20 protein-coding genes are annotated in these 22,367 nt (G+C 67.3%); 8 read left to right on the top strand and 12 right to left on the bottom strand.

Features of this window, described 5'->3' with window-relative positions; translation table 11 throughout:
* Positions 1 to 58 precede the first annotated feature (58 nt).
* Positions 59 to 1,015 carry an acetaldehyde dehydrogenase (acetylating) gene (locus HPC46_RS06560; protein ID WP_179468033.1) on the top strand — a complete coding sequence of 319 codons (957 nt, stop codon included), beginning with the start codon at positions 59 to 61 and terminating at the stop codon, positions 1,013 to 1,015.
* Complete coding sequence (gene dmpG / locus HPC46_RS06565) at positions 1,012 to 2,025, top strand: 4-hydroxy-2-oxovalerate aldolase (RefSeq protein WP_179468035.1); 1,014 nt, start codon at positions 1,012 to 1,014, stop codon at positions 2,023 to 2,025. The genes HPC46_RS06560 and dmpG overlap by 4 nt, the downstream gene beginning before the upstream one ends.
* Here dmpG and HPC46_RS06570 read toward each other — a convergent pair.
* Positions 2,018 to 3,133 (bottom strand): phosphotransferase family protein, encoded by a 1,116-nt coding sequence (locus HPC46_RS06570; protein ID WP_325096584.1) that lies wholly within the window; start codon positions 3,131 to 3,133, stop codon positions 2,018 to 2,020. The genes dmpG and HPC46_RS06570 overlap by 8 nt on opposite strands.
* 62 nt (positions 3,134 to 3,195) lie before the next feature.
* Between HPC46_RS06570 and HPC46_RS06575 the strand changes: the two genes are divergently transcribed.
* A complete protein-coding gene (locus tag HPC46_RS06575; RefSeq protein ID WP_179468037.1) occupies positions 3,196 to 4,584 on the top strand; it encodes an MFS transporter in 1,389 nt (462 codons plus the stop codon).
* On the opposite strand, the gene HPC46_RS06580 is transcribed toward HPC46_RS06575, so the two are convergent.
* Together HPC46_RS06580 and HPC46_RS06585 are read right to left on the bottom strand one after the other, a co-directional pair.
* The gene (locus HPC46_RS06580; RefSeq protein ID WP_179468237.1) at positions 4,581 to 5,198 is read right to left on the bottom strand and encodes a M15 family metallopeptidase; all 618 of its coding nucleotides are present in this window, start codon (positions 5,196 to 5,198) and stop codon (positions 4,581 to 4,583) included. The genes HPC46_RS06575 and HPC46_RS06580 overlap by 4 nt on opposite strands.
* Positions 5,199 to 5,226: 28 nt before the next feature.
* On the bottom strand, positions 5,227 to 5,916 hold the full coding sequence (locus HPC46_RS06585; protein ID WP_179468039.1) for a PAS and ANTAR domain-containing protein: 690 nt from the start codon (positions 5,914 to 5,916) through the stop codon (positions 5,227 to 5,229).
* 306 nt (positions 5,917 to 6,222) lie between these two features.
* On the opposite strand from HPC46_RS06585, the gene HPC46_RS06590 reads away from it, so the two are divergent.
* Positions 6,223 to 6,666, top strand: a complete 444-nt coding sequence (locus tag HPC46_RS06590; RefSeq protein ID WP_179468041.1) for a hypothetical protein — start codon at positions 6,223 to 6,225, stop codon at positions 6,664 to 6,666.
* On the opposite strand, the gene HPC46_RS06595 is transcribed toward HPC46_RS06590, so the two are convergent.
* Complete coding sequence (locus HPC46_RS06595) at positions 6,663 to 8,336, bottom strand: SulP family inorganic anion transporter (protein ID WP_179468043.1); 1,674 nt, start codon at positions 8,334 to 8,336, stop codon at positions 6,663 to 6,665. The two genes, HPC46_RS06590 and HPC46_RS06595, sit on opposite strands and share 4 nt — an antisense overlap.
* 152 nt (positions 8,337 to 8,488) lie before the next feature.
* Positions 8,489 to 9,121: an SOUL family heme-binding protein gene (locus HPC46_RS06600; protein ID WP_179468045.1), complete on the bottom strand. Its 633-nt coding sequence runs from the start codon at positions 9,119 to 9,121 to the stop codon at positions 8,489 to 8,491.
* 50 nt (positions 9,122 to 9,171) lie between these two features.
* Here HPC46_RS06600 and HPC46_RS06605 point away from each other — a divergent pair, with 50 nt between their 5' ends.
* The gene (locus tag HPC46_RS06605) at positions 9,172 to 10,008 is read left to right on the top strand and encodes an SDR family oxidoreductase (protein ID WP_179468047.1); all 837 of its coding nucleotides are present in this window, start codon (positions 9,172 to 9,174) and stop codon (positions 10,006 to 10,008) included.
* Here HPC46_RS06605 and HPC46_RS06610 read toward each other — a convergent pair.
* The 3 genes from HPC46_RS06610 to HPC46_RS06620 form a co-directional block, all read right to left on the bottom strand.
* Positions 10,005 to 11,129: an acyl-CoA dehydrogenase family protein gene (locus HPC46_RS06610; RefSeq protein ID WP_179468049.1), complete on the bottom strand. Its 1,125-nt coding sequence runs from the start codon at positions 11,127 to 11,129 to the stop codon at positions 10,005 to 10,007. The two genes, HPC46_RS06605 and HPC46_RS06610, sit on opposite strands and share 4 nt — an antisense overlap.
* The gene (locus HPC46_RS06615) at positions 11,129 to 12,361 is read right to left on the bottom strand and encodes an acyl-CoA dehydrogenase family protein (RefSeq protein ID WP_179468051.1); all 1,233 of its coding nucleotides are present in this window, start codon (positions 12,359 to 12,361) and stop codon (positions 11,129 to 11,131) included. Before HPC46_RS06615 ends, HPC46_RS06610 begins: the two co-directional genes overlap by 1 nt.
* Before the next feature lie 217 nt (positions 12,362 to 12,578).
* Positions 12,579 to 13,550, bottom strand: coding sequence for an esterase family protein (locus tag HPC46_RS06620; protein ID WP_179468053.1), 972 nt, complete (start codon positions 13,548 to 13,550; stop codon positions 12,579 to 12,581).
* A gap of 84 nt (positions 13,551 to 13,634) precedes the next feature.
* Here HPC46_RS06620 and HPC46_RS06625 point away from each other — a divergent pair, with 84 nt between their 5' ends.
* On the top strand, positions 13,635 to 14,255 hold the full coding sequence (locus HPC46_RS06625; RefSeq protein ID WP_179468239.1) for a nucleoside/nucleotide kinase family protein: 621 nt from the start codon (positions 13,635 to 13,637) through the stop codon (positions 14,253 to 14,255).
* Between the two features lie 44 nt (positions 14,256 to 14,299).
* Here the strand turns inward: HPC46_RS06625 and HPC46_RS06630 are convergent, their stop codons facing one another.
* Complete coding sequence (locus HPC46_RS06630; RefSeq protein ID WP_179468055.1) at positions 14,300 to 14,491, bottom strand: YbdD/YjiX family protein; 192 nt, start codon at positions 14,489 to 14,491, stop codon at positions 14,300 to 14,302.
* Positions 14,437 to 16,731, bottom strand: coding sequence for a carbon starvation CstA family protein (locus HPC46_RS06635; RefSeq protein ID WP_179468057.1), 2,295 nt, complete (start codon positions 16,729 to 16,731; stop codon positions 14,437 to 14,439). The genes HPC46_RS06630 and HPC46_RS06635 overlap by 55 nt, the downstream gene beginning before the upstream one ends.
* 167 nt (positions 16,732 to 16,898) lie before the next feature.
* On the opposite strand from HPC46_RS06635, the gene HPC46_RS06640 reads away from it, so the two are divergent.
* Both HPC46_RS06640 and HPC46_RS06645 read left to right on the top strand, forming a co-directional pair.
* Positions 16,899 to 18,509, top strand: coding sequence for an NAD(P)/FAD-dependent oxidoreductase (locus HPC46_RS06640; RefSeq protein WP_233716265.1), 1,611 nt, complete (start codon positions 16,899 to 16,901; stop codon positions 18,507 to 18,509).
* Positions 18,502 to 19,176 carry a maleylpyruvate isomerase family mycothiol-dependent enzyme gene (locus HPC46_RS06645; RefSeq protein ID WP_179468061.1) on the top strand — a complete coding sequence of 225 codons (675 nt, stop codon included), beginning with the start codon at positions 18,502 to 18,504 and terminating at the stop codon, positions 19,174 to 19,176. The genes HPC46_RS06640 and HPC46_RS06645 overlap by 8 nt, the downstream gene beginning before the upstream one ends.
* On the opposite strand, the gene HPC46_RS06650 is transcribed toward HPC46_RS06645, so the two are convergent.
* Together HPC46_RS06650 and HPC46_RS06655 are read right to left on the bottom strand one after the other, a co-directional pair.
* Entirely contained in the window at positions 19,173 to 20,708 is a 1,536-nt protein-coding gene (locus HPC46_RS06650; protein ID WP_179468063.1) for an ATP-dependent DNA ligase, read from the bottom strand. The genes HPC46_RS06645 and HPC46_RS06650 overlap by 4 nt on opposite strands.
* A gap of 40 nt (positions 20,709 to 20,748) precedes the next feature.
* On the bottom strand, positions 20,749 to 22,284 hold the full coding sequence (locus HPC46_RS06655; RefSeq protein WP_179468065.1) for a molybdopterin-dependent oxidoreductase: 1,536 nt from the start codon (positions 22,282 to 22,284) through the stop codon (positions 20,749 to 20,751).
* Between the last annotated feature and the right edge of the window lie 83 nt (positions 22,285 to 22,367).

Here is a 22,367-nt window from a genome sequence, read left to right on the forward strand (position 1 = left end):
GTGCCGGCCACCATCGGTGGTCTCGGCACAGCCTCGCTGACATTCGCCTGAGGAAATCATGTCAGCACAACAAGATTGGCCGGTCGCGATCATCGGCTCCGGCAACATCGGCACCGATCTGATGATCAAGGTGCTGCGCGGCGAGGGGCCGCTGGTCATGGGTGCGATGGTCGGCATCGACCCGAATTCCGACGGCCTCGGGCGTGCCAGGAAGATGGGTGTTCCCACCACGGCCGATGGAATCGACGGCCTACTCGCGATGCCGGAATTCGCGAATATCAAGCTCGTGTTCGACGCAACCTCGGCCGGCGCGCATCGGGCCAACTGGCGCAAGCTCGAACACACCGGTGTGCGCGTGCTGGACCTGACACCTGCCGCCGCCGGCCCCCTGTGCATCCCCGTGGTCAACATCGACGACCACATCGACGCCCCGAACCTCAACATGGTCACCTGTGGCGGGCAGGCCACGGTGCCGATCGTGGCCGCCGTCGGCGAACTCGGCTTCGTGTCGTACGCGGAGATCGTCTCGTCGATATCGTCGAGTTCGGCCGGACCGGGAACGCGCGCGAACATCGATGAGTTCACCGAGACCACCGCAGCGGCGCTCCGGACGGTCGGCGGTGCCGAACGCAGCCGGGCGGTGATGATACTCAACCCTGCGGTTCCGCCAATCATGATGCGCAACACCATCTATTGCCTGGTCGACGGTCAACCCGACCACGGTGCGATCGAACAATCCATCGAGGCGATGGTGAACAAGGTGCAGGGGTACGTGCCCGGCTACCGACTCAAGCAGCGGGTGCAGTTCGAGACGTTCACCGGTGAGAACCCGCTCTTCATCCCGGAGACCGGCAAGTTCATCGGCACCCGGGTGACCGTGCTGCTCGAGGTCGTCGGTGCGGCCGACTACTTGCCCGCCTACGCCGGCAACCTGGACATCATGACCTCGGCGGCCAAGACGACCGCGGAGCGGATCGCCCATCACGCGAGCCGAGCCGCCGGGGCACTCCGATGAGCCCCGACCTGTACATCAGTGACGTCACACTGCGCGACGGCATGCACGCCGTTGCGCACCAATACACGACCCAACAGGTGGCGGCGATTGCCATGGCCCTCGATGCCGCCGGGGTCGACTCGATCGAAGTGGCCCACGGCGACGGCCTCGCCGGATCGACATGTAACTATGGCTTCGGCGCTCACACCGACCTGGAGTGGATAGAGACCGTCGCATCGGTAGTCAAGTCGGCCCGAGTGGCGACACTGCTGCTGCCCGGGATCGGCACCGTGCACAACCTGAAAGACGCACACCGGGCAGGTGCCACGGTCGTGCGCGTGGCCACCCACTGCACCGAAGCCGACATCGCCGCCGAGCACATTGCCGCAGCCCGGGAGTTGGGCATGGACACCGTCGGCTTCCTGATGATGAGTCACATGACGACACCCGGTGCGCTTGGCGCGCAAGCCAAACTCATGGAGGGTTACGGCGCGACATCCGTTTACGTGGTGGACTCTGGGGGCGCCATGCTCATGAGAGACGTCGCCGAGCGGGTCGACGCGCTTCGGGAAACGCTGCTCCCCACCACGGAGGTCGGGATACATGCTCATCACAATCTATCCCTCGGGGTGGCGAATTCGATTGCGGCGGTGGAACATGGCGCGACCCGGGTCGACGCGTCGTTGGCCGGCATGGGCGCTGGAGCGGGAAACGCGCCCCTGGAAGTCGTCATCGCCGCCGCCGACCGCATGGGGTGGAACCACGGGTGCGATCTGCACGCGCTCCAAGACGCGGCCGACGACCTGGTGCGTCCGCTGCAGGACCGCCCGGTACGTGTCGACCGGGAAACCCTGACGCTCGGGTACGCCGGGGTCTATTCGAGCTTCCTACGCCATGCGGAGGCGGCCGCCTGCCGTTACGCGGTCGATGCCCGGGCGATCTTGGAAGAAGCGGGTCGACGAGGAATGGTCGGGGGGCAAGAGGACATGCTGGTCGACATCGCCCTCGACCTGTCCAACGCTGCTATCTGACGGTAGGGTTCGCCGAGCCCGAATTCGCCAGCGCCCAGGCTGTGCCGGCCATCTCTCGGTACCGGTCGCGGAATTCCGACGACGCCGCTCGCGCGTCGGCCGCGTTGCCGTCGAGGCCGCGTCGCCAGACCCCTGCGGTGATCGCGGCCAGCCGAAACATCGAGAACACCACGAAGGGCGTCAGCCCGTCGGGCGGCTCGATCCCGGCGTATCGGGCGTAGTCCGCCACAAAAGTCTCCTGGTCGGGGATGCCCGACTTGCTGAAGTCCTCACCCAGCAGACCCGACCTCCCGGAGATGCCGGGTGCGAAATGATAAGTGATACAGGCATATCCGAGATCTGCGAGTGGGTGGCCGATGGTGGAGAGTTCCCAGTCCAGCACCGCGACGATACGCGGCTCATCCGGGTGGATCAGCACGTTGCCCAGCCGGTAGTCGCCGTGCGCGATGCGCGAATCCTCTTCTTCGGCGGGGAGGTGCCGGGCCAACCACTCGGCCAGCCGGTCCATATCCGGGTTGTCCTCGGCGCGCACGGCGTCCCATTGCCTGGTCCAGAGCGCGAGCTGGCGTTGCATGTAGCCGCCGGGCTTCCCGAATCCGTCCAGCCCGCATCCGCGCCAGTCGACACGGTGAAGCAGCCCGAGCACCCGCGCCAGTTCTTCGTAGATCGCGCGGCGCTCGTCGGGTGTACCCTCGAGCATCACCCGGTCGGGGTACATCCGTCCGCGGACGTGGTCCATGACGAAGAACGGTGTGCCGATGACCGAATCGTCGGTGCAGAGCAACCGAGTTTTCGGGACGGGCACCTCACTTGCGGCCAGGGCGGAGATGACCCGGTGTTCGCGCTCTACGTCGTGTGCGCGGGGCAGCAGCGTGCCGGGCGGCTTCTTGCGCAATACGTAGTCACCTTCGGTGGTGTGCAGGTGGAAGGTCGGGTTGCTCTGGCCGCCTTGAAATTGCATGACCTCGAACGGCTCGTCGAAGCCGGGCAGCCGTGGTCGCAGATAGCGCGCCAACGATTCGTGGTCAAAATGATGAACTGGCAGTGGGGGCACCAGCTCCGGTTCGCCTCCACCCGCGCTGACGCCGTCGGGCACATTGCCTTGCACGTGATGTCCTCCTCGAGTCAACGACGCTACCTCGACGCACTCGCGCCCCGTATCGTGATCCGGTGACCGGCGACCGATGGGGTTCGAAATGGATCCTGGCCGCTGTCTCGATCGCTCTGTTCTGCGTGCAGATCGACTACTTCGCGGTGAACCTGGCGCTGCCGCGGATTGCCGCCGATCTGCACGCCGCCACCACAGACCTGCAATGGGTGATCAGCGTGTACATGCTGACCCTCGGCGCGTTCATGGTGCCCGCCGGCCGCATCGGAGACATCTTCGGCCGCCGCCGTGCGCTGCTGGCCGGCATCGCGCTGTTCGGCGCCGCGTCGGTCTGCTGCGCGATCGCCCCGGATGCCGGGGTGCTGATCGCCGCCCGCGCGGCGCAGGGCATCGGCGCGGCGTTGATCTTCCCCGTGTCGGTCAGTGTGCTGACGAATGCCTACTCCGCCGAAGAGTCAAGCCGGGCAATCGGTTTGGCTTACGGCATCGCCGGTTTGGGGAACGCGGCCGGGCCGGTGGTGGGTGGCATATTGACCGATACCCTGGGCTGGCGGGCGGTGTTCTGGCTCCTGGTCCCGTTCGCCGTGGTGTCACTGATCCTGGGCATGCTGGCGATTCCCGAGACGTTCGACCACACCGTTGCGCGCCGCCTGGACCTTACCGGTCTCGGGTTGATCGTCACGGGCGTCGGGCTTTTCACGTTGACCGTCGACCGCGCACCGTCCTGGGGGTGGACGTCGGCGGCCACGATCGGCGCGTTCGCCGCAGCGGTGGCGCTGCTGGCCGCATTCGTCGCCGTCGAGAGACGCACGCGCTGGCCGCTACTGGATCTGTCGCTCCTGGGCAACGGCCGCTTCGTCGTCCTGGTGGCCGCGGGCACCGTGGCCAACGTCGCCTACGCGGTGACGGTGTTCTTGTCGACGCTGAATCTGCAACAGGTCCGCGCACTCACGCCACTCGCTGCGGGTCTGTTGTTCCTCGGCCCGTCGGCGGGTGCGGCCCTCGGCGGAGTGCTGTCGGGTCGGCTGGCCACCTCCGACGTCGCCGGCCCGGCGGCTCCGGCCGGTCATTCTCCGATCGCGGTGATGGGCGCCGGATGCACTGCAGCCGCGCTGGCGCTGGGACTGCTGGCCGCCGCGGGTGATCCGGTGATCTACGTGGTCGCGCTGACCGCGTGCGGGCTCACCATGGGTTTCGTCTATGCGTTCACCACGGTCGCGACGCAGGCTGTCGTCCCACCGGAGCGCGCCGGGGGAGCCGCCGGCGTTACGCTGACGTTCCTCGTCACGATCGCCGGTATCGGGGTGGCGGTGGCGGGGACCACCCTGGAAGCGTTGCAGGGCAATGGTTTCGGATCCGGAAGTGGGATCGCCATGATCCTGGCGGTCGTCGCCGCACCGCTGCTGGTGGCTGGGCTGGTGGTGCTGCAGCGTTCGCGATCGCGCGTCTAGTTGACCGGGACGTCGAGGATCGGGCGTTGGACGCCCGCGCCGGGCCCGTCGAAATGCCACCACTCACCGGAGTAGACGGCCATCCCGCCGGCGCCCATCGCGGCCCGCAGCCGCGCCCGGTTGGCCTGGGCGGCGGCGCTCACCCCGTCGGTGGCATATGCCTGGGCGCGCGCGGAGAAATCGTCGAAATCGGTGCCCATATCGACCAGTCGGCCGCGCTCGGCGATGGTCACGTCGACCGACCGGCCGGCCTCGTGGCTGCGCGCATACGGCCCGGGCTTGGCCACCCAGGCCGGGTCGGGCACCGCGTCGAACATCCGTACCTGGACGTCGTGCGGGCGGTAGCAATCCCAGAACACCAGCACATCACCCTGGGTTCGGAGTTCGTCGGCGGCCTTCGCCAGCCCCGGTGCCATCGATTCGTGCACCAGGCAGCGGGCATCGGCGGGATACAGCGGGACGCCGACGAAGTTGTGCGGTGTCGCGTAACGCAGGTCGATCACCGCGTCGGGCACCACGGTCCGCACATCGACGAAGTCGGCCGCGCTGGCTTGCGGGCTGACCGGCGGAACGTCGCCCGGAGCCGCTGCGACCGGTACCGCCGTGACCACCATCGCCGCCGCGGCCGCCAGAACGCTCAGGTCAGCCCGCGTTGGTCTCATGCGGGCTAACGATGCGCTGATCGGCGGTCAGCAGCAAGTTGTCGAAGGCCGAGCGGGCGGGCGCCGGCTCGACCTGGGACAGACCGACGAAGTCGGCGACCACCCGCTCGGCCAGCAGCCGAAGCTTGATGTTGGCTTCCTGGGAACGCCAGCGCAACAGGTCGAACGCCGCCTCGGAGTCGATGCCGTAGACGACCATCAACATGCCCTTGGCCTGCTCGATGGTCGCCCGGTTCTCGGCGATCTCGGCGATGGCCTCGCTGAGTTGCTTCTGCGTGCGGTCCTCGTTCGGCGTGACATCGACATAGAAGCCGCTGGTGCCGATTACCGTCCCGACCTCGTCCTGCAGCTTGTCGGCCACGACGATGACGTGATGGATTCGGCCCGTGGTGTCGATGATGCGATGCCGCGTGCTGAACGCCTGATGCTGCCGCCGGACGTTGTCGAGGGTGGTCGCGACCTGCTGATAATCGTCGGGATGCTTGTGCGACAGCACCAGCTCGGTGGTCGGCGACACCGTGCCGGGCTCATAGCCGTGCATGATCTGGACCTCGTCCGACCATTCCCAGCGTTCGTCGTCGAAGAAGAACCGAAACCAGCCCACCTGTTCTGGACGCACGCCGGTCGCTCCGTCGCCGTTTCTCAACGCCGGGTCCTGATCCGGAATCATCGACACCCCTCGGCCCCGACAACCTTTCGGTTGTCCGTAGTTCATCAGACCGCAGGTACCCGCGACGACGAAGAGTGCCATGAAGGCAGAACCCATCGCCATCCCAGGTTCTGCGGGCAAAAGTTATTTACACCGTCGGCCACCGTGTTTTCAAGGGGTATCGCCGATGTCGTCGAGTAGGTGAGGTCTCCTGAGGCTGTGGTGACTGCAGTGACGGATGTAACGAATTGCGTTCGCGGTCGACATCACCTGTACAGGGCGTTCACGGCACGGGGACGCCGCCCTGCAAACGCGGAGGACACGACGGTGACGATCACGATGAATGCCCGTCTGGGGCTCGGGATGCTGGCGGTTTCGGCGGCGATCCTGGCGACACCCACGGCATGGGCCGATCCGACCGATCCCGCCGAACCGGCCATCCCGACACCGGTGACCGCCGACCCCACCATCCCGGCGCCGGTGGCCGCACCGGCCCCCGTCGAGCACTTGTCGAGCCCCGACAACCTGCCGCCGGGTACGACGTCTGAGGACACGCCGCCGCAGGGCCGGCTGGGCTATTGGCGCGACCTTCTGCACGCCATGCGCACCCAGGAAGTATCCGGCAGTGATGCGCTGTTGCTGCTCACGCAACGTCCACTCGACGCCAGTACTGCGCCGCCGCCCGGTGTGCCGGCCGGCCCGACCGGGCCGGTCGGAACATCTGCAGTACCGCCGGCCGTCGATGCGGAAGCGCCCGTTCCCGTGGGCTAGGTCTTTTCGACGGCCTCGACCGCGGCATCGAGGTCGGGTTGGTAGCGACCTTCCGCCTCGAACTCCTGCCACCATTCGGTGCGCTGCACTGTCCGCAATGCCCTGTGCGGTAACGCGCTGATTATCAGCCGTATCCCGGCGCCGGACAGTTCGAGGTCGAGGTCGACCAGAATGTGCAGCACCGTCGACTCCAGCACGGTCTGCCGAACGAGGTCCAGCACCACCGTCGCCGGCTTCGTGTCGGCTTCGAGCGCGGCCGCGCGGACGGCGGCGATGTTCGGGCGCACATTGGCGGCGTAGAGCGGGACGAGGCAGCGCAGCACCAGCGGTTCGGCCGGAATCAGCGACGCGTTCTCGGGCTGTTCGATCCAGGCGCCGGTCTCATGACGCACGACTTGAACGACGTGCGGGGAGTTCACCACGTGCAGGACCACCAACAGGGTGACCGCCACCGCGACGGCCACCGCGGGGATGAGTCCGAATGCCAACCCGATCAGTGCCACGCCGATGGCGCCGAAACCCTCGCGGGGATTGAGGCGGTAGAGCCGGCGCAGCCCGCCGACGTCGACGAGCCGGGTGACCGCAACGACGACGACCGCACCGAGTACCGCCTGGGGCAGCAGGCTCAGAACAGGGGCGACGAACAACGCGACGAGGACAGCGAGGACCACCAACACCAGACCGCTGATCTGGCTGCGCGCACCGGAGCGCAGGTTCACCGATGTCTGCGCGAATCCACCCGCCGGCGGCAGCGAATGGAAGAACGCGCCCGCGACCGCAGCGAGCCCCAACGCGGTCAGCTCGCGGTCCGGCTCGATCGGGCTGTCTTCGGCGCGCCTCGAGGTACGGGCTACGGCAATTGTTTCCAGGAACGCCATCACCGCGATCGCGAAGGCGCCCGGAAGCAACGACAGGATGTGGCGATCGAGATGGGGCATAGCGGGTGCCGGAAAGCCAGACGGCACGGTCGGGATCAACGCCACGCCAAGCGCCGGAAGCGCCACGGCGGCGCTGACCGCGATGGCGATGACGATCACGACGAGTGGTCCCGGAACACGGGGTGTGAACTTGGTCAGCGAGAACAGCACGACCAGACACATCGCCGACACCGCGACGGTAGCCGGGCTGGCGTGGGGGACGTCCGAGAGCGCGGCCCAGGCCACCTTGAAGAACCCGGTCGTGTGGGGGTGGGGCGCCACACCGAGCAGCTTGGGCAGCTGTGCGGCCATGACAGTCAGGCCGACGGCGACCTTGATACCGATGAGCGTCATATCGCTGATGTTGTCGACGAGCATGCCGAGGCGAAACACCCTGGCTGCCAACAAGAACAGGCCCACCAGCAGCGTCAGGGTCACCAGATCGCCGCGCTGATCGTCCGAGCCGATGAGAACCCCGCTCGCGAGCATCGTCGAGGCCGTCAGCGTGGAGACCGTCGACGAAGTGGTGACGCTGGCGATCCGGGAACCGCCGATGAAGGCGTACACCATCACCGGGATGATGCAGGTGTACAAGCCCATCTGCACGGGCATGTTGGCCACCGTCGCGTAGGCCATCGCCAACGGGATGACCACGGCCCCGGTGCTCAGGCCGGCCACCACGTCGGCCCGCAACCAACTCGCGTGATACGGGCGGATTCCCGGGGCCAGCCAGGCGTGCGCGGTGGTGGACACGAGCGGAATTGTGACACCTCAATCGCGCTTGGTGCGCGCGATGTGGCCAGCTGTTTACCTTCACGTTCCGGTTATCCAGCTATGCGGATCCCATTCTGCGATAGGGGATCCGCATAGCGGACCATTGCTGAGCCGCGAGCGGGGTCAGCGAATCACCGATCCTCGGCAAGGCCTATCACGACTTCGTTCCGCCGCCGGCACGGCAGCGTCCACGGCGGATCATAGAACCAGGCCAACGGGTCACCGGTTGGTTCGATCCCGTTGCGGTACAGGACCTTCAAGAGCTGCTCGGTGCGCTCGGAGACCGCAGCGGGGCCGATGCTCCCGGTGAACCGGAGGACCGCAACAGTCTCCTCGGGAACTGCCACCAGACGGACCCGGTCGTCGTCGGGAGTCGGCAGCGTGTCCAGTGTGTATTTCGACGGCATGAAGAAGCGGATCACCCATTCGCCGGAGGGGCGCCGTTGGGTGGCGACCGGCGCGGTCATCGCGATCTTCTCGCTGGGCTGTTGGGCCACCGGAGCCGTCATGGCGATCTTGTCGCCGCCGGCGTTGGCGCCGAAAATGTAGCGAGCCAGCAGCCTGAAGCCCTGATTGCGCGCCGATTCCTCGTCGGCCCCGATCGCCGTCTCGGCTGCGACGCGGGGGCCGTACCGGCGAATTTCGACCCCGTCGATCTTCTGTTCCACCGTGTACTCGGGCTCTTCGGTGCCGAGCCGGATGCCCACGATGTTGCCCACACCTTCGGCGACTTGCACCACCGCGCCGGCGATCGTCTTCAGCATGTGTCAGCCCTCCTTCGTCATCCCATCAGATACCCGTATATCGTCCGGTGATGACTCGGGTTTCGATAATCACAGGTGGCGCGGGCGGCATGGGCCGGGCCACGGCGAAGATCGTTGGTCAGGACCGCACGCTGGTGCTGTGCGACGTCAGGCAGGATCGCCTGGACGCCGCATCGGCCGAGCTGAGCGAGTTGGGGATCACGGCTACGGCGGTCAACTGCGACGTCACCGATCGCGACGCCGTCGGGCGGCTGTTCGAGACGGCGGCCGGCCTCGGGCCGATCGCGTCGGTGATCCACACCGCCGGCGTCAGCCCGAGCATGGGCGACGCCGATTACGTGATGACAACCAATGCGATCGGCACGCTCAACGTCAACGAGGAGTTCTTCACCTCGGCCGGCGAAGGCGCCGCGATCGTCAACGTGGCGTCGATGGCCTCGCACATGCTGCCCGAGGAGCTCGTCCCTTCGCAGCATTTCGACCTCGTCTTCACCGACCAGAAGCGCTTCCTCGCCGAACTGCTGGCGGCCTGCGATATCGCGGGGGAGGAGATGCGCTCCGGGCTGGCCTACGGCATCAGCAAGACCTTTGTGCGCTGGTACAGCTCGTCGCAGGCCGAACGGTTCAACGGCAAGGGCCTGCGCATCGTCTCGGTCTCCCCGGGGTCGGTCGATACCGAGATGGGTCTGCTGGAGGCCGATGCCGGTGCCGGGGCAATGGTCGCCAACGCCGCGGTGCCGCGGTGGGGGAAGGCCGAGGAGATGGCCGAGTTGTTCGCCTTCTGCGCCAGTGACCGGGCCGGCTATCTGACCGGAACCGACCTCCTCAACGACGGCGGCGTGATCGCCTCGATGCGGGAACGGGCCCGGGTCGCCGAAAACGGCTAGGGACGAGTCAGTTTCGCATACCGCATGCGGTGGGAGTCGGTGGAACCGAACTCGTACTGCAGCGCGGTGAGCCGCTTGAAGTAGTGACCGATCGCCAGTTCCTCGGTCATGCCCATGCCGCCATGCAGCTGCACGGAGTTCTGGCCCACGAATCGGGCGGCCCGTCCGATGGTCGCCTTGGCCGCGGAAACCGCTCGGGCCCGGACGTGCGGCTCGGCCTCCAGGTTCAGCACCGCCAGATACACGGCGGCCACCGCCTGTTCGAGTTCCATGTACATGTCGACCATGCGGTGCTGCAGAACCTGGAAGTTGCCGATCGGCTGCCCGAACTGCTGTCGCTGCTTGCAGTATTCGACAGTGTCGGACAACACCTTTCGCATCGCACCGACCGCCTCAGCGCACACCGCGGCCGCGCCCTCGTCACTGGCCTGCGCCAACGACGCGGTCGCGTCGTCGGTGAGCAGCGTATCGGCGGGGAGGCGCAGCTGGTCCATCGTCAGGTCGGCGGCGCGCCGATCGTCGATGGTGCGGTAGCCGTGTACCTCCAGGCCTGCCGGCGGTGCCGCCGGGTCGAACTCGGTGAGGAACAGCGAAACCCCTTGTGAGTCGGGGCTTGTCTTGGCCGTGATCAGCAGATGGGTTGCCAGTGGTGCGGCCGTGACGACGATCTTCTCGCCCGTGAGCACCCAGTCGCCGCCGGTGTGGACGGCCGTGGTCGACACCGAGTGGGCGCCACCGGGCTCGGTGCTCGCCAGGGCGACGATGGCGCTGCCGTCGGCTATGTGCTCCAAAAGTGCTGCGGCAGCCGGGTTGTCGGTCCGCTGCAGCAGGCCACCGGCGACGACGACGGTGTCGATGAACGGTTCGATCACCAGCGCCCGACCGAGCTCTTCGGCGATGACCATGATTTCGACTGGGCCCCCGCCGATTCCGCCGACCGACTCAGGGAACGCGGCGCCGAGGATGCCCAGTTTGTCGGCCAGGCCGCGCCAGATGTCGGGCTGCCAGCCCGGCCCGAGCTTGGCCGCCGTGCGGCTCTTCTCGAGGTCGTAGCGGGTGGCCAGGAACTTGCCGAGCCCGTCGCGCAGGAGCTCTTGTTCTTTGTTCAGATTGAAGTCCATTACAGCCCCAATGTCGCCTTGGCCAGGATGTTGCGTTGAATCTCGTTGCTGCCCGCGTAGATCGAACCGGCGCGGTCGTTGAAGTAGCGCAGCGCCGCGACCGCCTGCCACGGCTCGCCGCTGACGTAGCCGTCGGTCGGTGGTTCGAAGTCCGAGACCGGACCCCCGGGGTAGGTCGCGTGCGGCTGATAAGCCCGGCCGCGGGGTCCGGCGGCCTCCATGGCGAGTTCGGTGATGGCCTGCGAGAGTTCGGTGGACAGGACCTTCAGCATCGACGAGGCGGCACCGGGGTTGCCACCCTCGGCAACCGTTGTCAGAACCCGGTATTCGAGGATCTCGAGCACGTCGGCGCGGATGCGGATGTCGGCGAGTTTGGCCGCGAACGTCGGATCGTCGATCAGTGCGCCGCCGGCCGGACCCGGTTGTTCGGCTGCCTCGGTGGCGATCGACCCGGCCAACGCCTGTAGCGCGGGTGCTGTTGCACCGCCCCCGCGTTCGAACTCCAGGAGGTACTTGGCCACCGTCCAGCCGTCATCGATCTCGCCGATCACATTCGCCTTGGGCACCCGGACGGCGTCGAAGAAGATCTGATTTTGCACCTTCTCGCCGGACGTCATCACCAGTGGGCGAATCTCGATACCGGGCGTGCTCATGTCGATCAGGACGAAGGTGATGCCCTGTTGCTTCTTGGCCGAGCGCGACGTGCGCACGAGGGCGAAGATCCAGTTGGCCTCCGTGGCATGGGTGGTCCAGATCTTGCTGCCGGTACAGATGAGGTCGTCACCGTCATCGATCGCCGACATCGTCAGCGCGGCCAGGTCCGAGCCCGCCTCGGGCTCGGAATAGCCCTGGCAGAAGAACACCTCGCCGGTGAGGATGCGCGGCAGAAAGTAGTCCTTCTGCTCTGGCGTGCCGTAGGCGATGATCGCGTGGGCGACCATCCGGATCCCCATCGGCGACAGCGACGGCGCACCGGCCAACGTGGATTCACGGCTGAAGATGTAGTGCTGGGTCAGCGTCCAGCCGCACCCGCCGTGCTCGACCGGCCAGGCCGGGGCGGCCCAGCCACGCTCGTGCAGGATCGCCTGCCACGCCATGCTGGCCTCATGGTCGGCGTAGACGCTGGTCATCAGCCGGCCGGCCCGGCGAAGGTCCGGTGTGAGCTTCTCGTCGAGGAACGCCCGGACCTCGTCTTGGAACTCGAGATCTTTCGCCGACCATGACAGGTCCATCTGGCGTCCCCTTATCTGCGCACGGCCGTTTTCAGAAGTGACCATAGCCCGTCTGCGGTTGCCGGCCTGCCGGGGGTGTTGTCTGAACTTATTCTGCGCGGCCGGGTTTGAGGAGCCAAGGGCTGGGGAATAGTGCTGGAGGCCGCCTGCGGCGGCCCCCACACGTGACACTGAGAGGCCCGGTCCCTGCACAAGGGACCGGGCCTTTCGTCTGAGGTCAGGCGCTCGGAGCGGCGCCCAGCACGCGCTGGATGTCAGGCTTCATGGCCTGCAACTGGCCACCCCAATAGCCCCAGCTGTGTGTGCCGTTGGACGGGAAGTTGAAGACACCGTTGCGTCCGCCAGCGGCTTCATAGCGGCTCTGGAACTCGTGGTTGGTCCGATTGGTCAGGCCCTCGAGGAACTGCGCGGAAATCTGCGCGTTGCCCAGGCCGGCGTCGAGGTCGGTCGGGTTGCCGTTGCCGCTGTAGACCCAGACCCGAGTGTTGTTGGCGACCAGTTGTCCGACGTGAAGCATCGGGTCGTTGCGTTGCCACGCCGGCCCGCCGAACACGCCCCACATGTCGAGCGCATTGAATCCACCGGCGTCGGCCATCGCGATCGACACCAGCAGCGGCCAGCTCTGAGCCGACAGGTGCAAGAAGCCCGACAGCGAGCTGGCATAGACGAACTGTCCGGGATGGTAGGCGGCCAGGATCAGTGCTGCGCTTCCCGACATCGACAGTCCGACCACGGCGTTGCCGCTGGGGCTGATCCCTTTGTTGGCCGAGAGCCAGGCCGGTAGCTCGGAGGTCAGGAAGGTCTCCCACTTGTAGGTCTGGGTGGTGCCGTTGCCGACTGCCGGTCGATACCAGTCGGTGTAGAAGCTCGACATGCCGCCGACGGGCATGACGACGGAGACACCGGAGTCGTTGAACCACGAGAACGCACCGGTGTTGATGTCCCAGCCGCTGCGGTCGTCCTGGGCACGCAGGCCGTCGAGCAGATACAGCGCCTTGGGGCCGCCGCCCTGGAACTGGACGACGATGTCACGTCCCATCGACGGCGACGGGACGCGCAGGTACTCGACCTCGGCGGCGTTGGCGGTCGGCGGCGTGGCCGCGATGGCGCCGATCACCAGAAGTGAAGCGAAGGCGGCGGCGGCCGCCCGAATGATCCCCCGACTGCGTATCTTTCGACATGGATTCATGAGAGGTCCTGTTCTGCAGTCATCCCCCGGACCTACCCGACGTATCGGAGGCGGCGAGCCATCAGTTACGACCCCGACAGTTCTCTGCGCCTCCTCGCCGATGACGTGGCCGATCTGCTCTCTCGCGCGCCCGGGCGCGTCGTCGTCGGCATCACCGGACCGCCCGGGGCGGGCAAGTCGACGTCGGCGCGGGCGATGGTGGCGGCATTCGACGGTGCGTCGTATCTGCCGATGGACGGTTTCCACCTGTCCAACGCGGAGCTGGACCGGCAGGGGCGCCGCGGCCGCAAGGGGGCGATCGACACCTTCGATGCCGCGGGTTATGTCGCCGCGCTGCGTCGGGTGCGCACCGAGTATGTCCGCGGAGATGTGTACGTGCCCGCGTTCGACCGCAGCCTCGATGAGCCTCTCGCGGCCGGGCACGTCATCCCCGCCGAGTGCTCGCTGGTGGTCACCGAGGGCAATTACCTGGGTGTGCCCGACGGCCAGTGGGCCGCGGTGCGTCCGCTGCTGGACCGGTTGTACTACGTCGACTGCCCGGCGCCGGTGCGGCGAGAACGGTTGGTGGCGCGGCACATTGAGGGTGGTCGTTCACCGGCGGCGGCCCGGGCGTGGGCCGACGAGGTCGACGAAGTGAATGCCAGGCTGATCGCGACGACGCGACAGTACTGCGACCGGGTCGTCGAGATCGACGAAATGTGGTAAACCACTCGGACTTTGGCTGCCAATCGTCGGTTTGGGCGAGAGGATCAGCAGCAGCGGGCGGTGGGGTTGGCGTCCTGCTGGTCGTGGCGCATCCGCCAGTACTGAGCCTCGCTGAGCACCGGCTCGCCGGGATGGGTGCGTGCCCGGTGCTCGACGTAGCGGCCGTAGTGGTTGTCGCCCATCAATGTGCGGATGTACCAACGGATCTGGCGGGCGATGTGGGTAGTGCGTCCCATTGCTTCTGCACCTCCTTCTCCGCGGAGGTCGAGATCAGGCTGGATGGCCCGAAGATCTTCGAGGGCACCGGCGCGTCCTCGGTCAACTCCCGGCCACCGCCGCGGATCGCCCGCAGCGCCATGGTCACGCCGGCGAGGAACACGATGATGACCAGGACGGCGAAGACCACCGACAGCGTGCCCTGGATGAACGTGTTGCGGATGACGGCGTGCAGCTGGTCGGCGTTCTTGGCTGAGCCGAACGAGGTCTTGCCGGCCTCGGCGGCCGCACGGTAGGCGAAGTGCTGCGTCCAGTAGCCGAGTTTGGGATCGCCGGAGAAGATCTTCTGCCACGACGCGGTGAGTGTGACCGTCAGATCCCATAGCAGCGGAATGCCGGGTATCCACGCCCATTTCAGCAGACCCTTCTTGATCACCACGACGGTGACGACCGTCAGGGCGATCGCGGCCAGCAGCTGGTTGGCGATACCGAACAGCGGGAAGAGGGTGTTGATGCCGCCGAGCGGATCGGTGACGCCCATCAACAGGATGGAACCCCAGCCGGCGACCACCACCAGGCTGCAGATCCAGGCCCCGACCCGCCAGCTCGGGTTGCGGAGCCGCTTCAACGGGCCGCCGAGATTGGCCAGGGCGTCGGAGAGCATGAACCGGGCGACGCGGGTTCCGGCGTCGACGGTGGTCAGGATGAATAGCGCCTCGAACATGATCGCGAAGTGGTACCAGAACGCCTTCAGTGAGGCGCCGCCGAAAACCTGGTGCAGCACCTCGGACATGCCGAATGCCAGCGTCGGCGCGCCACCGGTCCGGGAAACGATCGACTCCTCACCGACGCTCTTGGCGGCGTCGGCGATTTCGGCCCCGGTGATCGGGGCGCCCGACAAGCCAAGGCCGTTGACGTATTTGGCGGCCGTCTCGGCGGTGGCGCCGGTCTGGGCTGAAGGTGCGTTGATGGCGAAGTACAGATGCTGGTTGAGGATCGCCGCGGTGACCAACGCCATGATCGCCACGAACGATTCGGTGAGCATGCCGCCGTAACCGATCAGCCGCATCTGGCTTTCCTTCTCCAGAAGCTTGGGCGTGGTGCCCGAGGAGATCAGGGAGTGGAAGCCCGACAGGGCGCCGCAGGCGATCGTGATGAACAGGAAGGGGAACAGCGAGCCGGCGAAGACCGGGCCGGAGCCGCTCTCGGCGAACTTCGAGATCGCCGGCGCCTCCATGATTGGCCGGGCCAGCAGGATGCCGACCGCCAGCAGCGCGATGGTGCCGACCTTCATGAACGTCGACAAATAGTCGCGCGGCGCGAGCAGGAACCACACCGGCAGCACCGATGCCGCGAGCCCGTAGACGATGATGCACCACGACAGGGTGACCTTGGACAGCGTGAACCAGTCTGTGCCCCAATCGGTTCCGGCAACCCAGCCGCCACTGGCCACCGCCAGCAGTAGCAGGACGACGCCGATGAGGGAAACCTCGGAGACCCGGCCGGGCCGCAGGAACCGCAGATACAGGCCCATGAAGATCGCGATCGGGATCGTCATCGCGATGGAGAAGACGCCCCATGGGCTTTCGGCGAGCGCGCCGACCACGACCAGCGCCAGCACCGCGAGCAGGATGACCATGATGACCAGCACGGCGACGATCGCGGCGACCCCGCCGACGGCACCGAGCTCGTCGCGGGCCATTTGCCCCAGCGAGCGGCCGCGCCGCCGGGTGGAGATGGACAGCACCAGGTAGTCCTGAACGCAGCCGGCGAACACCGCGCCGACGATGATCCAGATCGTGCCGGGCAGATAGCCCATCTGCATGGCCAGGACCGGGCCGACCAGCGGGCCGGCGCCGGCGATGGCGGCGAAGTGGTGACCGAACAGCACTCGTCGGTCGGTGGGCATGTAGTCGGTGCCGTTCTCGAAGATCTCGGCGGGCGTGGCGTGGTCGTCGCGCGGGCGGACGATCTTCATCTCGATCAGCCGGGCGTAGAACCGGTAGCCGATGACGTAGGTGCAGATCGCCGCGATCACGAACCACACGGCGTTGACGGTCTCGCCGCGGACGAAGGCGATGACCGCCCACGCGATGGCCCCGACGACGGCGATGGCGCCGAAGATCAATTTGTGCCTGGTCGTGATGGGCGAGCGGTCGATGATCGAAACCGGCGGCAGATCCTTCTCGGTGCGGATATAGGTGACGTCGCCCTTGGTTTCCTCGATGTGTTCCGACGGCTCGGCGGTCGGTGCAGCCACGGTGTTTCTCCCTTGACGAGACGTGTCATGTCAGGCGGTGCGGTGATCCTTTCATTCACAGGTTCGCCAGTAAGGGGAACGCGAAACGCCGCGCCGCGATTCAGCGCGGGTCTTAGTGTTACCACAAGTTTCTCTTAATTTTCTTAATTTTGATGTACGGTCGCGGCATGGCCGAACGTGATTCACAAGCGGTGGTTTTGGGCGCGGGGCTTGCGGGGTTGCTGGCGGCCAGGGTGCTTTCGGAGTTCTACGGATCGGTCACCGTCGTGGAACGTGACGCGTTGCCCGGCCACGCCGTGCAGCGGACCGGGGTACCGCAGGGTCGCCATCTGCACAGTCTGCTGAGCCGCGGCACGCAGGTGATCGCCGAGTTGTTTCCCGGAATCCTGGGTGAGCTGGCCGCGGCGGGCGCCGTTGTCGACGACGGCGACGATCTGTCAAGGCTCTACGTGCGCGTCGGACGTCATGAACTGAATCGCACCGGCCGCCTGGCCGATCCGGAATCGCTGGCGGCATATCAATCCAGCCGCCCTTTCCTCGAGTTCCATCTCCGGCGGCGGGTGGGCGCGCTGGAGAACGTCACCATCCTGGACCGCCGGAACATCGTGGCACCAGTGCTGACCGGCGACACCGTGACCGGAGTGCGAATCATCAACCGCGACACCGGTATCTCGTCGACTCTCGCGGCCGGGCTGGTGGTCGATGCAACCGGACGTGCCGGGCGCACCGCGCACTTCTTGGCGAGTCAGGGCTATGGCGTGGTGCCCGAGGAACAGGTCGCCTCGATCACCGGCTACAGCAGCCAGTTGTTGCGTATCCCGCCGGGACGGATCCGTGAGCGGATGGCGTTCATCAACCAGGGTCCCCGCGCGCCGGGGGCGCTGCTTGTCGCCTACGAGGACGACACCTGGATGCTGGCGATCTCCCGTCCAACCGAGTTGGGCAGGCCACCAGTCGATTTCACCGAGATGATGGACGCGGCGGCGCAGCTGCTGCCACAGGGAATCATGGCCGGGATGCGGCATGCGGTACCGGTCGGGGAGATCTCCGTCTCGCGCAATACCGCCGCCGTCTGGCGACGTTATGACCGGATGGCGCGCCTGCCGTCCGGTCTGGTGATCCTGGGTGACGCGCTGTGCAGCCTCAATCCGCTGTACGGACAAGGCATGACGATGGCAGCCCTGCAAGCACTCGCGCTGCGCGACTGCCTGCGCGCCGATGATGCCGATATCTCGCGGCGTTTCTTTCTCGCCGCCGCCGAACGCATCGGACCGGTGTGGTCGGCCAACCGGACGAACGATCGGCCACCGTCTGCCGACGACGGGCACCGGCGGACGGCCGCATGGACTCAGCGTGCGGTGTTGAAAGCCGCGGCAACCGATATCGTTGTGGCCGAGCGGATTATGCGGGTTCGCGGCCTGGTCGATCCGCCCGATCGGCTACGGGACCCGGCACTGTTCGTGCGGGTCCTGCTGGCCAACCTGCGGCCCACCCCCCGTCTCACTTCCGCACCGGTGCACTCGACGATCAGCCACTCCGACGAGCAGGCGATCCGCGCGCTGGTCGATCGCCAGGCTCATCGTCGCAGAGGGCGCACCGAGATCACCCGTCTGCGGCATCTGACGCCCGACGTGGTGCTGATCCAGGCCCGCGCGGCGATAGCGGGGCGGTTGCACCGGATGACCCGCCGTAACACCAGCGTCGCGGTGCGCACCGACGACGGCTGGCAGCTGGCCTTCTCGCAGAACACCGCGTCGTGGAGGTTCACCCATGCTTGAGACGACGTATCGCGCCGCCCGCGCTCGGGTGAGTGAACTCGCCGCCACGCTCAGCGACGAACAGCGTCGAGTGCAGGTGCCCGCGACCCCGCGATGGACGGTGCACGAGCTGCTAGCCCACCTCGTCGGCTGCGCTTCCGATGCCATCAGCGGACGCTTGGACGGAGTGACGAGCGATCAGTGGACAGCACGACACGTCCGGGAACGTCGGAGCAACTCGATCGAAGAACTGATGGGCGAATGGGACCGCATCGGTGCCGCCGCCGACGCCACCTTGAGCGACGAGCAGCTCTACGGGCCCAACCTCGCCATCGACACCATCTGCCACGAGTCGGACTTGCATGAGGCACTGGGACTTCCCCGCGTCGACCGCGAGCACTGGCAACCATTCCTCGACGTGACGATGCTCTATCTCGGCAGGCAACTGCGGCGCGGCACGACCCTGCTCATCGTGGATGACCAAGACCAGCAGTGGAGTTGCGGCTCAGGGGAACCAATGACGCTGCTGCGAGTCGACGGCTATGAACTATTGCGCGCCAACCTGAGTCGCCGCTCGTTGAATCAGATCGGTGATTGGGAATGGACGCCGGCGCCCACCGAGGAGATGCTGCACGGATTCGGAGTCTTCGGCACGCGTGTCGATGATCAGCCCGTGCCGGCCCGCTAGTCCCGCTCGTAGAACGCCCGCACGGTGTCGATGGTGTCGGCTTCGGCCGGGCTCTTGTCGTCGCGATAGCGCAGCACCCGGGCGAACCGCAGCGCCATGCCCGCGGGATAGCGGCTGGACCCCTGCACTCCGTCGAACGCGATCTCCACGACCTGCTCGGGGCGCACCTGCACCACGTATTGGTCGAGCGGGCTCGTTGCGAGTTCGGTGAATCGCGTTGTCTGCCAGTCCAGCATCGCGTCGGTCATGCCCTTGAACGTCTTGCCCAGCATCACGAACCCGCCCGTCTGCGGATCCAGCGCTCCCAGATGGATATTGGACAGCTTGCCGGTGCGCCGCCCCGATCCCCACTCCACGGCCAGCACCACCAGATCCAGGGTGTGCACCGGCTTGACCTTCAGCCAGCCCGCGCCGCGGCGGCCCGCTTCGTACGGCGAGGTGGATGATTTGGCCATCACACCCTCGTGGCCGGCGGCCAGCGTGATATCCAGAAAGCCCTGTGCCGCAGCGGCATCAGTGGTGACCAGCCGGTCGACGCGCTGCCCGGCGGGCACGATCGAGTCCAGTGCCGCGAGCCGGGCGTGCGTCGGCTCGTCGAGCAGATCGGCACCGTCGAGATGCAGGATGTCGAAGAAGAACACCGAAAGTGGTTGTGCCGCCCGGGCTGCTGCCACGTCGGTGCTCTTGCCGAATCGCGATGCGGTCACCTGGAACCGGTGCGGACGCAGGTCGGGGCGAAGCGCGATGGCCTCGCCGTCGGCGATCAGGGTGGTGACCGGCAGCGCCAGCGCGGCGTCCACCACCTCCGGCAGCCGGGCCGTCACGTCGTCGAGACTGCGGGTGTAGACAGTGACATCATCGCCGTTGCGGTGGATCTGGACTCGGGCGCCGTCGAGCTTGGCCTCGAAAATGGCGTCGCCGCTAAGGCGTTCGAGGGCATCGGCCACGCCCGTGGCGGTTTGTGCCAACATCGGCCCGACCGGACGGCCCACCGTCAACGTGAACGCGCTCAGCGCCTCGGCTCCGCCGGTCAGCGCTGTGGCCGCCACCGCGGGCAGGGCACCGCCGAGCATGGCGGCCCGGCGGACCGCCGGGGCGGGCAGGCCGGCCGCCTTGGCAACCGCGTCGGCCATCACCCCGGCCAGCGCCCCTTGGCGCAGTTCGCCGCCCAGCAACCGCCGCAGGAACACCTGCTCGGTCTCGGTGGCCGCGCCGAACAGGCCGGCGAGCAGATCGGCACGGCGGGCCTGTGAGCCTTTGCCCGCAACCGCACCGATCTCGGTGAACGTCGTGTCGACCTGCGACACCGTCAGCGTCGGCCCGGTCGCCGGACCCGGGAGCGAGCGCAACGATGCCCAGCCGACCCCGATCTGGCGCTGCGGCAGCTCACCGGACAGCCACGACACCACGACAGCCACCAGCCGCGGGTCGCCCACTCCGGTCAGCAGTTCGGCGATCCGTGCCACCTTGGCCAGCCGTGAGGACGTCGCCGACACATCGACCGAGGCCGCCGCGACATCGCCAAGCAACATGACTCCAGGTTGGCACGCGACACCGACAAACCGGCAGGCGTCAGCCGACTTCGAACGACACCGAGGGCCAGCCGGTCGCGCCGTCGGGGGCGGGTGGCGCCTGGTCTTCGGTCTGCACCGCGCCGGTGTTGTCGGTCGCGCGAGCGGTGATCGTGTGAAAGCCGCCCTGAGTGGCGGTCCACGGGAAGCTCCACAGCCGCCAGGTGTCGTCGGAGTAAGCCGCCCCGAGCTGGGCGGCCTGCCAGGGTCCGTCGTCGATGCGCACCTCGACGGCCTTCACGCCGCGGTTCTGCGCCCACGCCACCCCGCCGAAGGTGACCGGGCCCTTGGCCACCTTCTGGCCGTCGCGCGGGACGTCGATACGCGACTCGGTCTTGATCGGGCCGCGCTCGGACCACCCGAGCTTGGTCCAGTAGGCCTGCGCCCGGTCGAAGCGGGTCAGCTCCAGGTCCACCACCCATTTGGTGGCTGACACATAGCCGTACAGCCCGGGCACCACCAGCCGGGCGGGATACCCGTGCTCGACGGGCAGCGGCGTGCCGTTCATGCCGATCGCCAGCATCGATCCGCGGGCGTCGGTGAGCGCCTCCACCGGGGTGCCCGCGGTGAACCCGTCGATGGAGGTGGAGAGCACCATGTCGGCATCGGGGTGGATCCCGCTGGCGCGCAACAGGTCCGCGACCCGGTATCCGGTCCAGCTGGCGTTGGAGATCAGGTCGCCGCCGACGGGGTTGGACACACAGGTCAGCGTGACGACCTTGGTGATCGGCTCGAACTTCGCCAGGTCGTCGAAGGTGTAGGTCACTTCACGGTCGACCATGCCGTGGATCCGCAGCCGGAAGTCGGCACGCGCGAGCTGCGGGACGCTCAGCGCGGTGTCGATGCGGTAGAACTCCTTGTTGGGCGTGATGAAGCTGGGTAGCTGCACGCCCGCGGGCGTGACGTCGGCGGGAATCGGCGACGGCGGCGGCGCCGACGGTAGGGCGAAGCTCTCGCGGTCGCCGGACACCGAGTGCAGCCGGCGGCTGATCACCGCACCGGCGACGCCGCTCAACAGCCCGAGCCCGCCGATGCCGAACGTCAGCAGCGAGAGCCGGCGTCCCGGATCGACGTCGGCGTCGTCGGTCGTCTCGGGCGCTTCGCTCGCGGCGATGCGGCCGGTGAGGAAACGCAACACCGCGATCCCACACACGGCGCCGAGAAGGGTCGGGATGATGTCGACGCCGCGCGCACCGGGAATCGCCAACACCGCGACGCAGCCGGCCACCGCGGCGGCCACGAACGCCAGCGTGCCCACCGGGATGCGGGAGCGTTCCCAGATCGCGGCGACGGCGGCCAGCACGCCGATGACGGCAAGCACGGATACCGACAGGAACAGCTTGTCGGCGGTGCCGAAGGTCTGGATCGCCCATTCCTTGACCGGCCCCGGAGTGAGGTTGATGACGGCGGTGCCCACCGCGGTGCGAGCGTCGGCGGCCGGTGAGAAGAAGGCGGCGGCCAGCTCGACGACGCCGACGGCGGCGGCCGCTGCGGCCACCCCGGACCCCATGTGCAGACCGGTGGTGGATCGGGCCATGAGGCCCAAAGTACCGCCCGGTGGACACCCTTGGTCATTACCGATTCATGACGGCCGGTAACGTGCGTACCGGCTCGGGCGCC

The sequence above is a fragment of the Mycolicibacterium vinylchloridicum genome (assembly GCF_013404075.1).
GTDB lineage: Bacteria > Actinomycetota > Actinomycetes > Mycobacteriales > Mycobacteriaceae > Mycobacterium > Mycobacterium vinylchloridicum.

Bases quoted from the DNA above. Each gene is read 5' to 3' on its own strand.
- dmpG (WP_179468035.1), top strand. From the start codon at position 1,012: ATGAGCCCCGACCTGTACATCAGTGACGTCACACTGCGCGACGGCATG.
- HPC46_RS06580 (WP_179468237.1), bottom strand. From the start codon at position 5,198: ATGGTGGTCACGGCGGTACCGGTCGCAGCGGCTCCGGGCGACGTTCCG.
- HPC46_RS06645 (WP_179468061.1), top strand. From the start codon at position 18,502: ATGCTTGAGACGACGTATCGCGCCGCCCGCGCTCGGGTGAGTGAACTC.
- HPC46_RS06615 (WP_179468051.1), bottom strand. From the start codon at position 12,361: ATGGACCTGTCATGGTCGGCGAAAGATCTCGAGTTCCAAGACGAGGTC.
- HPC46_RS06655 (WP_179468065.1), bottom strand. From the start codon at position 22,284: ATGGCCCGATCCACCACCGGTCTGCACATGGGGTCCGGGGTGGCCGCA.
- HPC46_RS06650 (WP_179468063.1), bottom strand. From the start codon at position 20,708: ATGTTGCTTGGCGATGTCGCGGCGGCCTCGGTCGATGTGTCGGCGACG.
- HPC46_RS06560 (WP_179468033.1), top strand. From the start codon at position 59: ATGTCAGCACAACAAGATTGGCCGGTCGCGATCATCGGCTCCGGCAAC.
- HPC46_RS06600 (WP_179468045.1), bottom strand. From the start codon at position 9,121: ATGCTGAAGACGATCGCCGGCGCGGTGGTGCAAGTCGCCGAAGGTGTG.
- HPC46_RS06640 (WP_233716265.1), top strand. From the start codon at position 16,899: ATGGCCGAACGTGATTCACAAGCGGTGGTTTTGGGCGCGGGGCTTGCG.
- HPC46_RS06620 (WP_179468053.1), bottom strand. From the start codon at position 13,550: ATGAATCCATGTCGAAAGATACGCAGTCGGGGGATCATTCGGGCGGCC.
- HPC46_RS06585 (WP_179468039.1), bottom strand. From the start codon at position 5,916: ATGATTCCGGATCAGGACCCGGCGTTGAGAAACGGCGACGGAGCGACC.
- HPC46_RS06630 (WP_179468055.1), bottom strand. From the start codon at position 14,491: ATGGGACGCACTACCCACATCGCCCGCCAGATCCGTTGGTACATCCGC.
- HPC46_RS06605 (WP_179468047.1), top strand. From the start codon at position 9,172: ATGACTCGGGTTTCGATAATCACAGGTGGCGCGGGCGGCATGGGCCGG.
- HPC46_RS06610 (WP_179468049.1), bottom strand. From the start codon at position 11,129: ATGGACTTCAATCTGAACAAAGAACAAGAGCTCCTGCGCGACGGGCTC.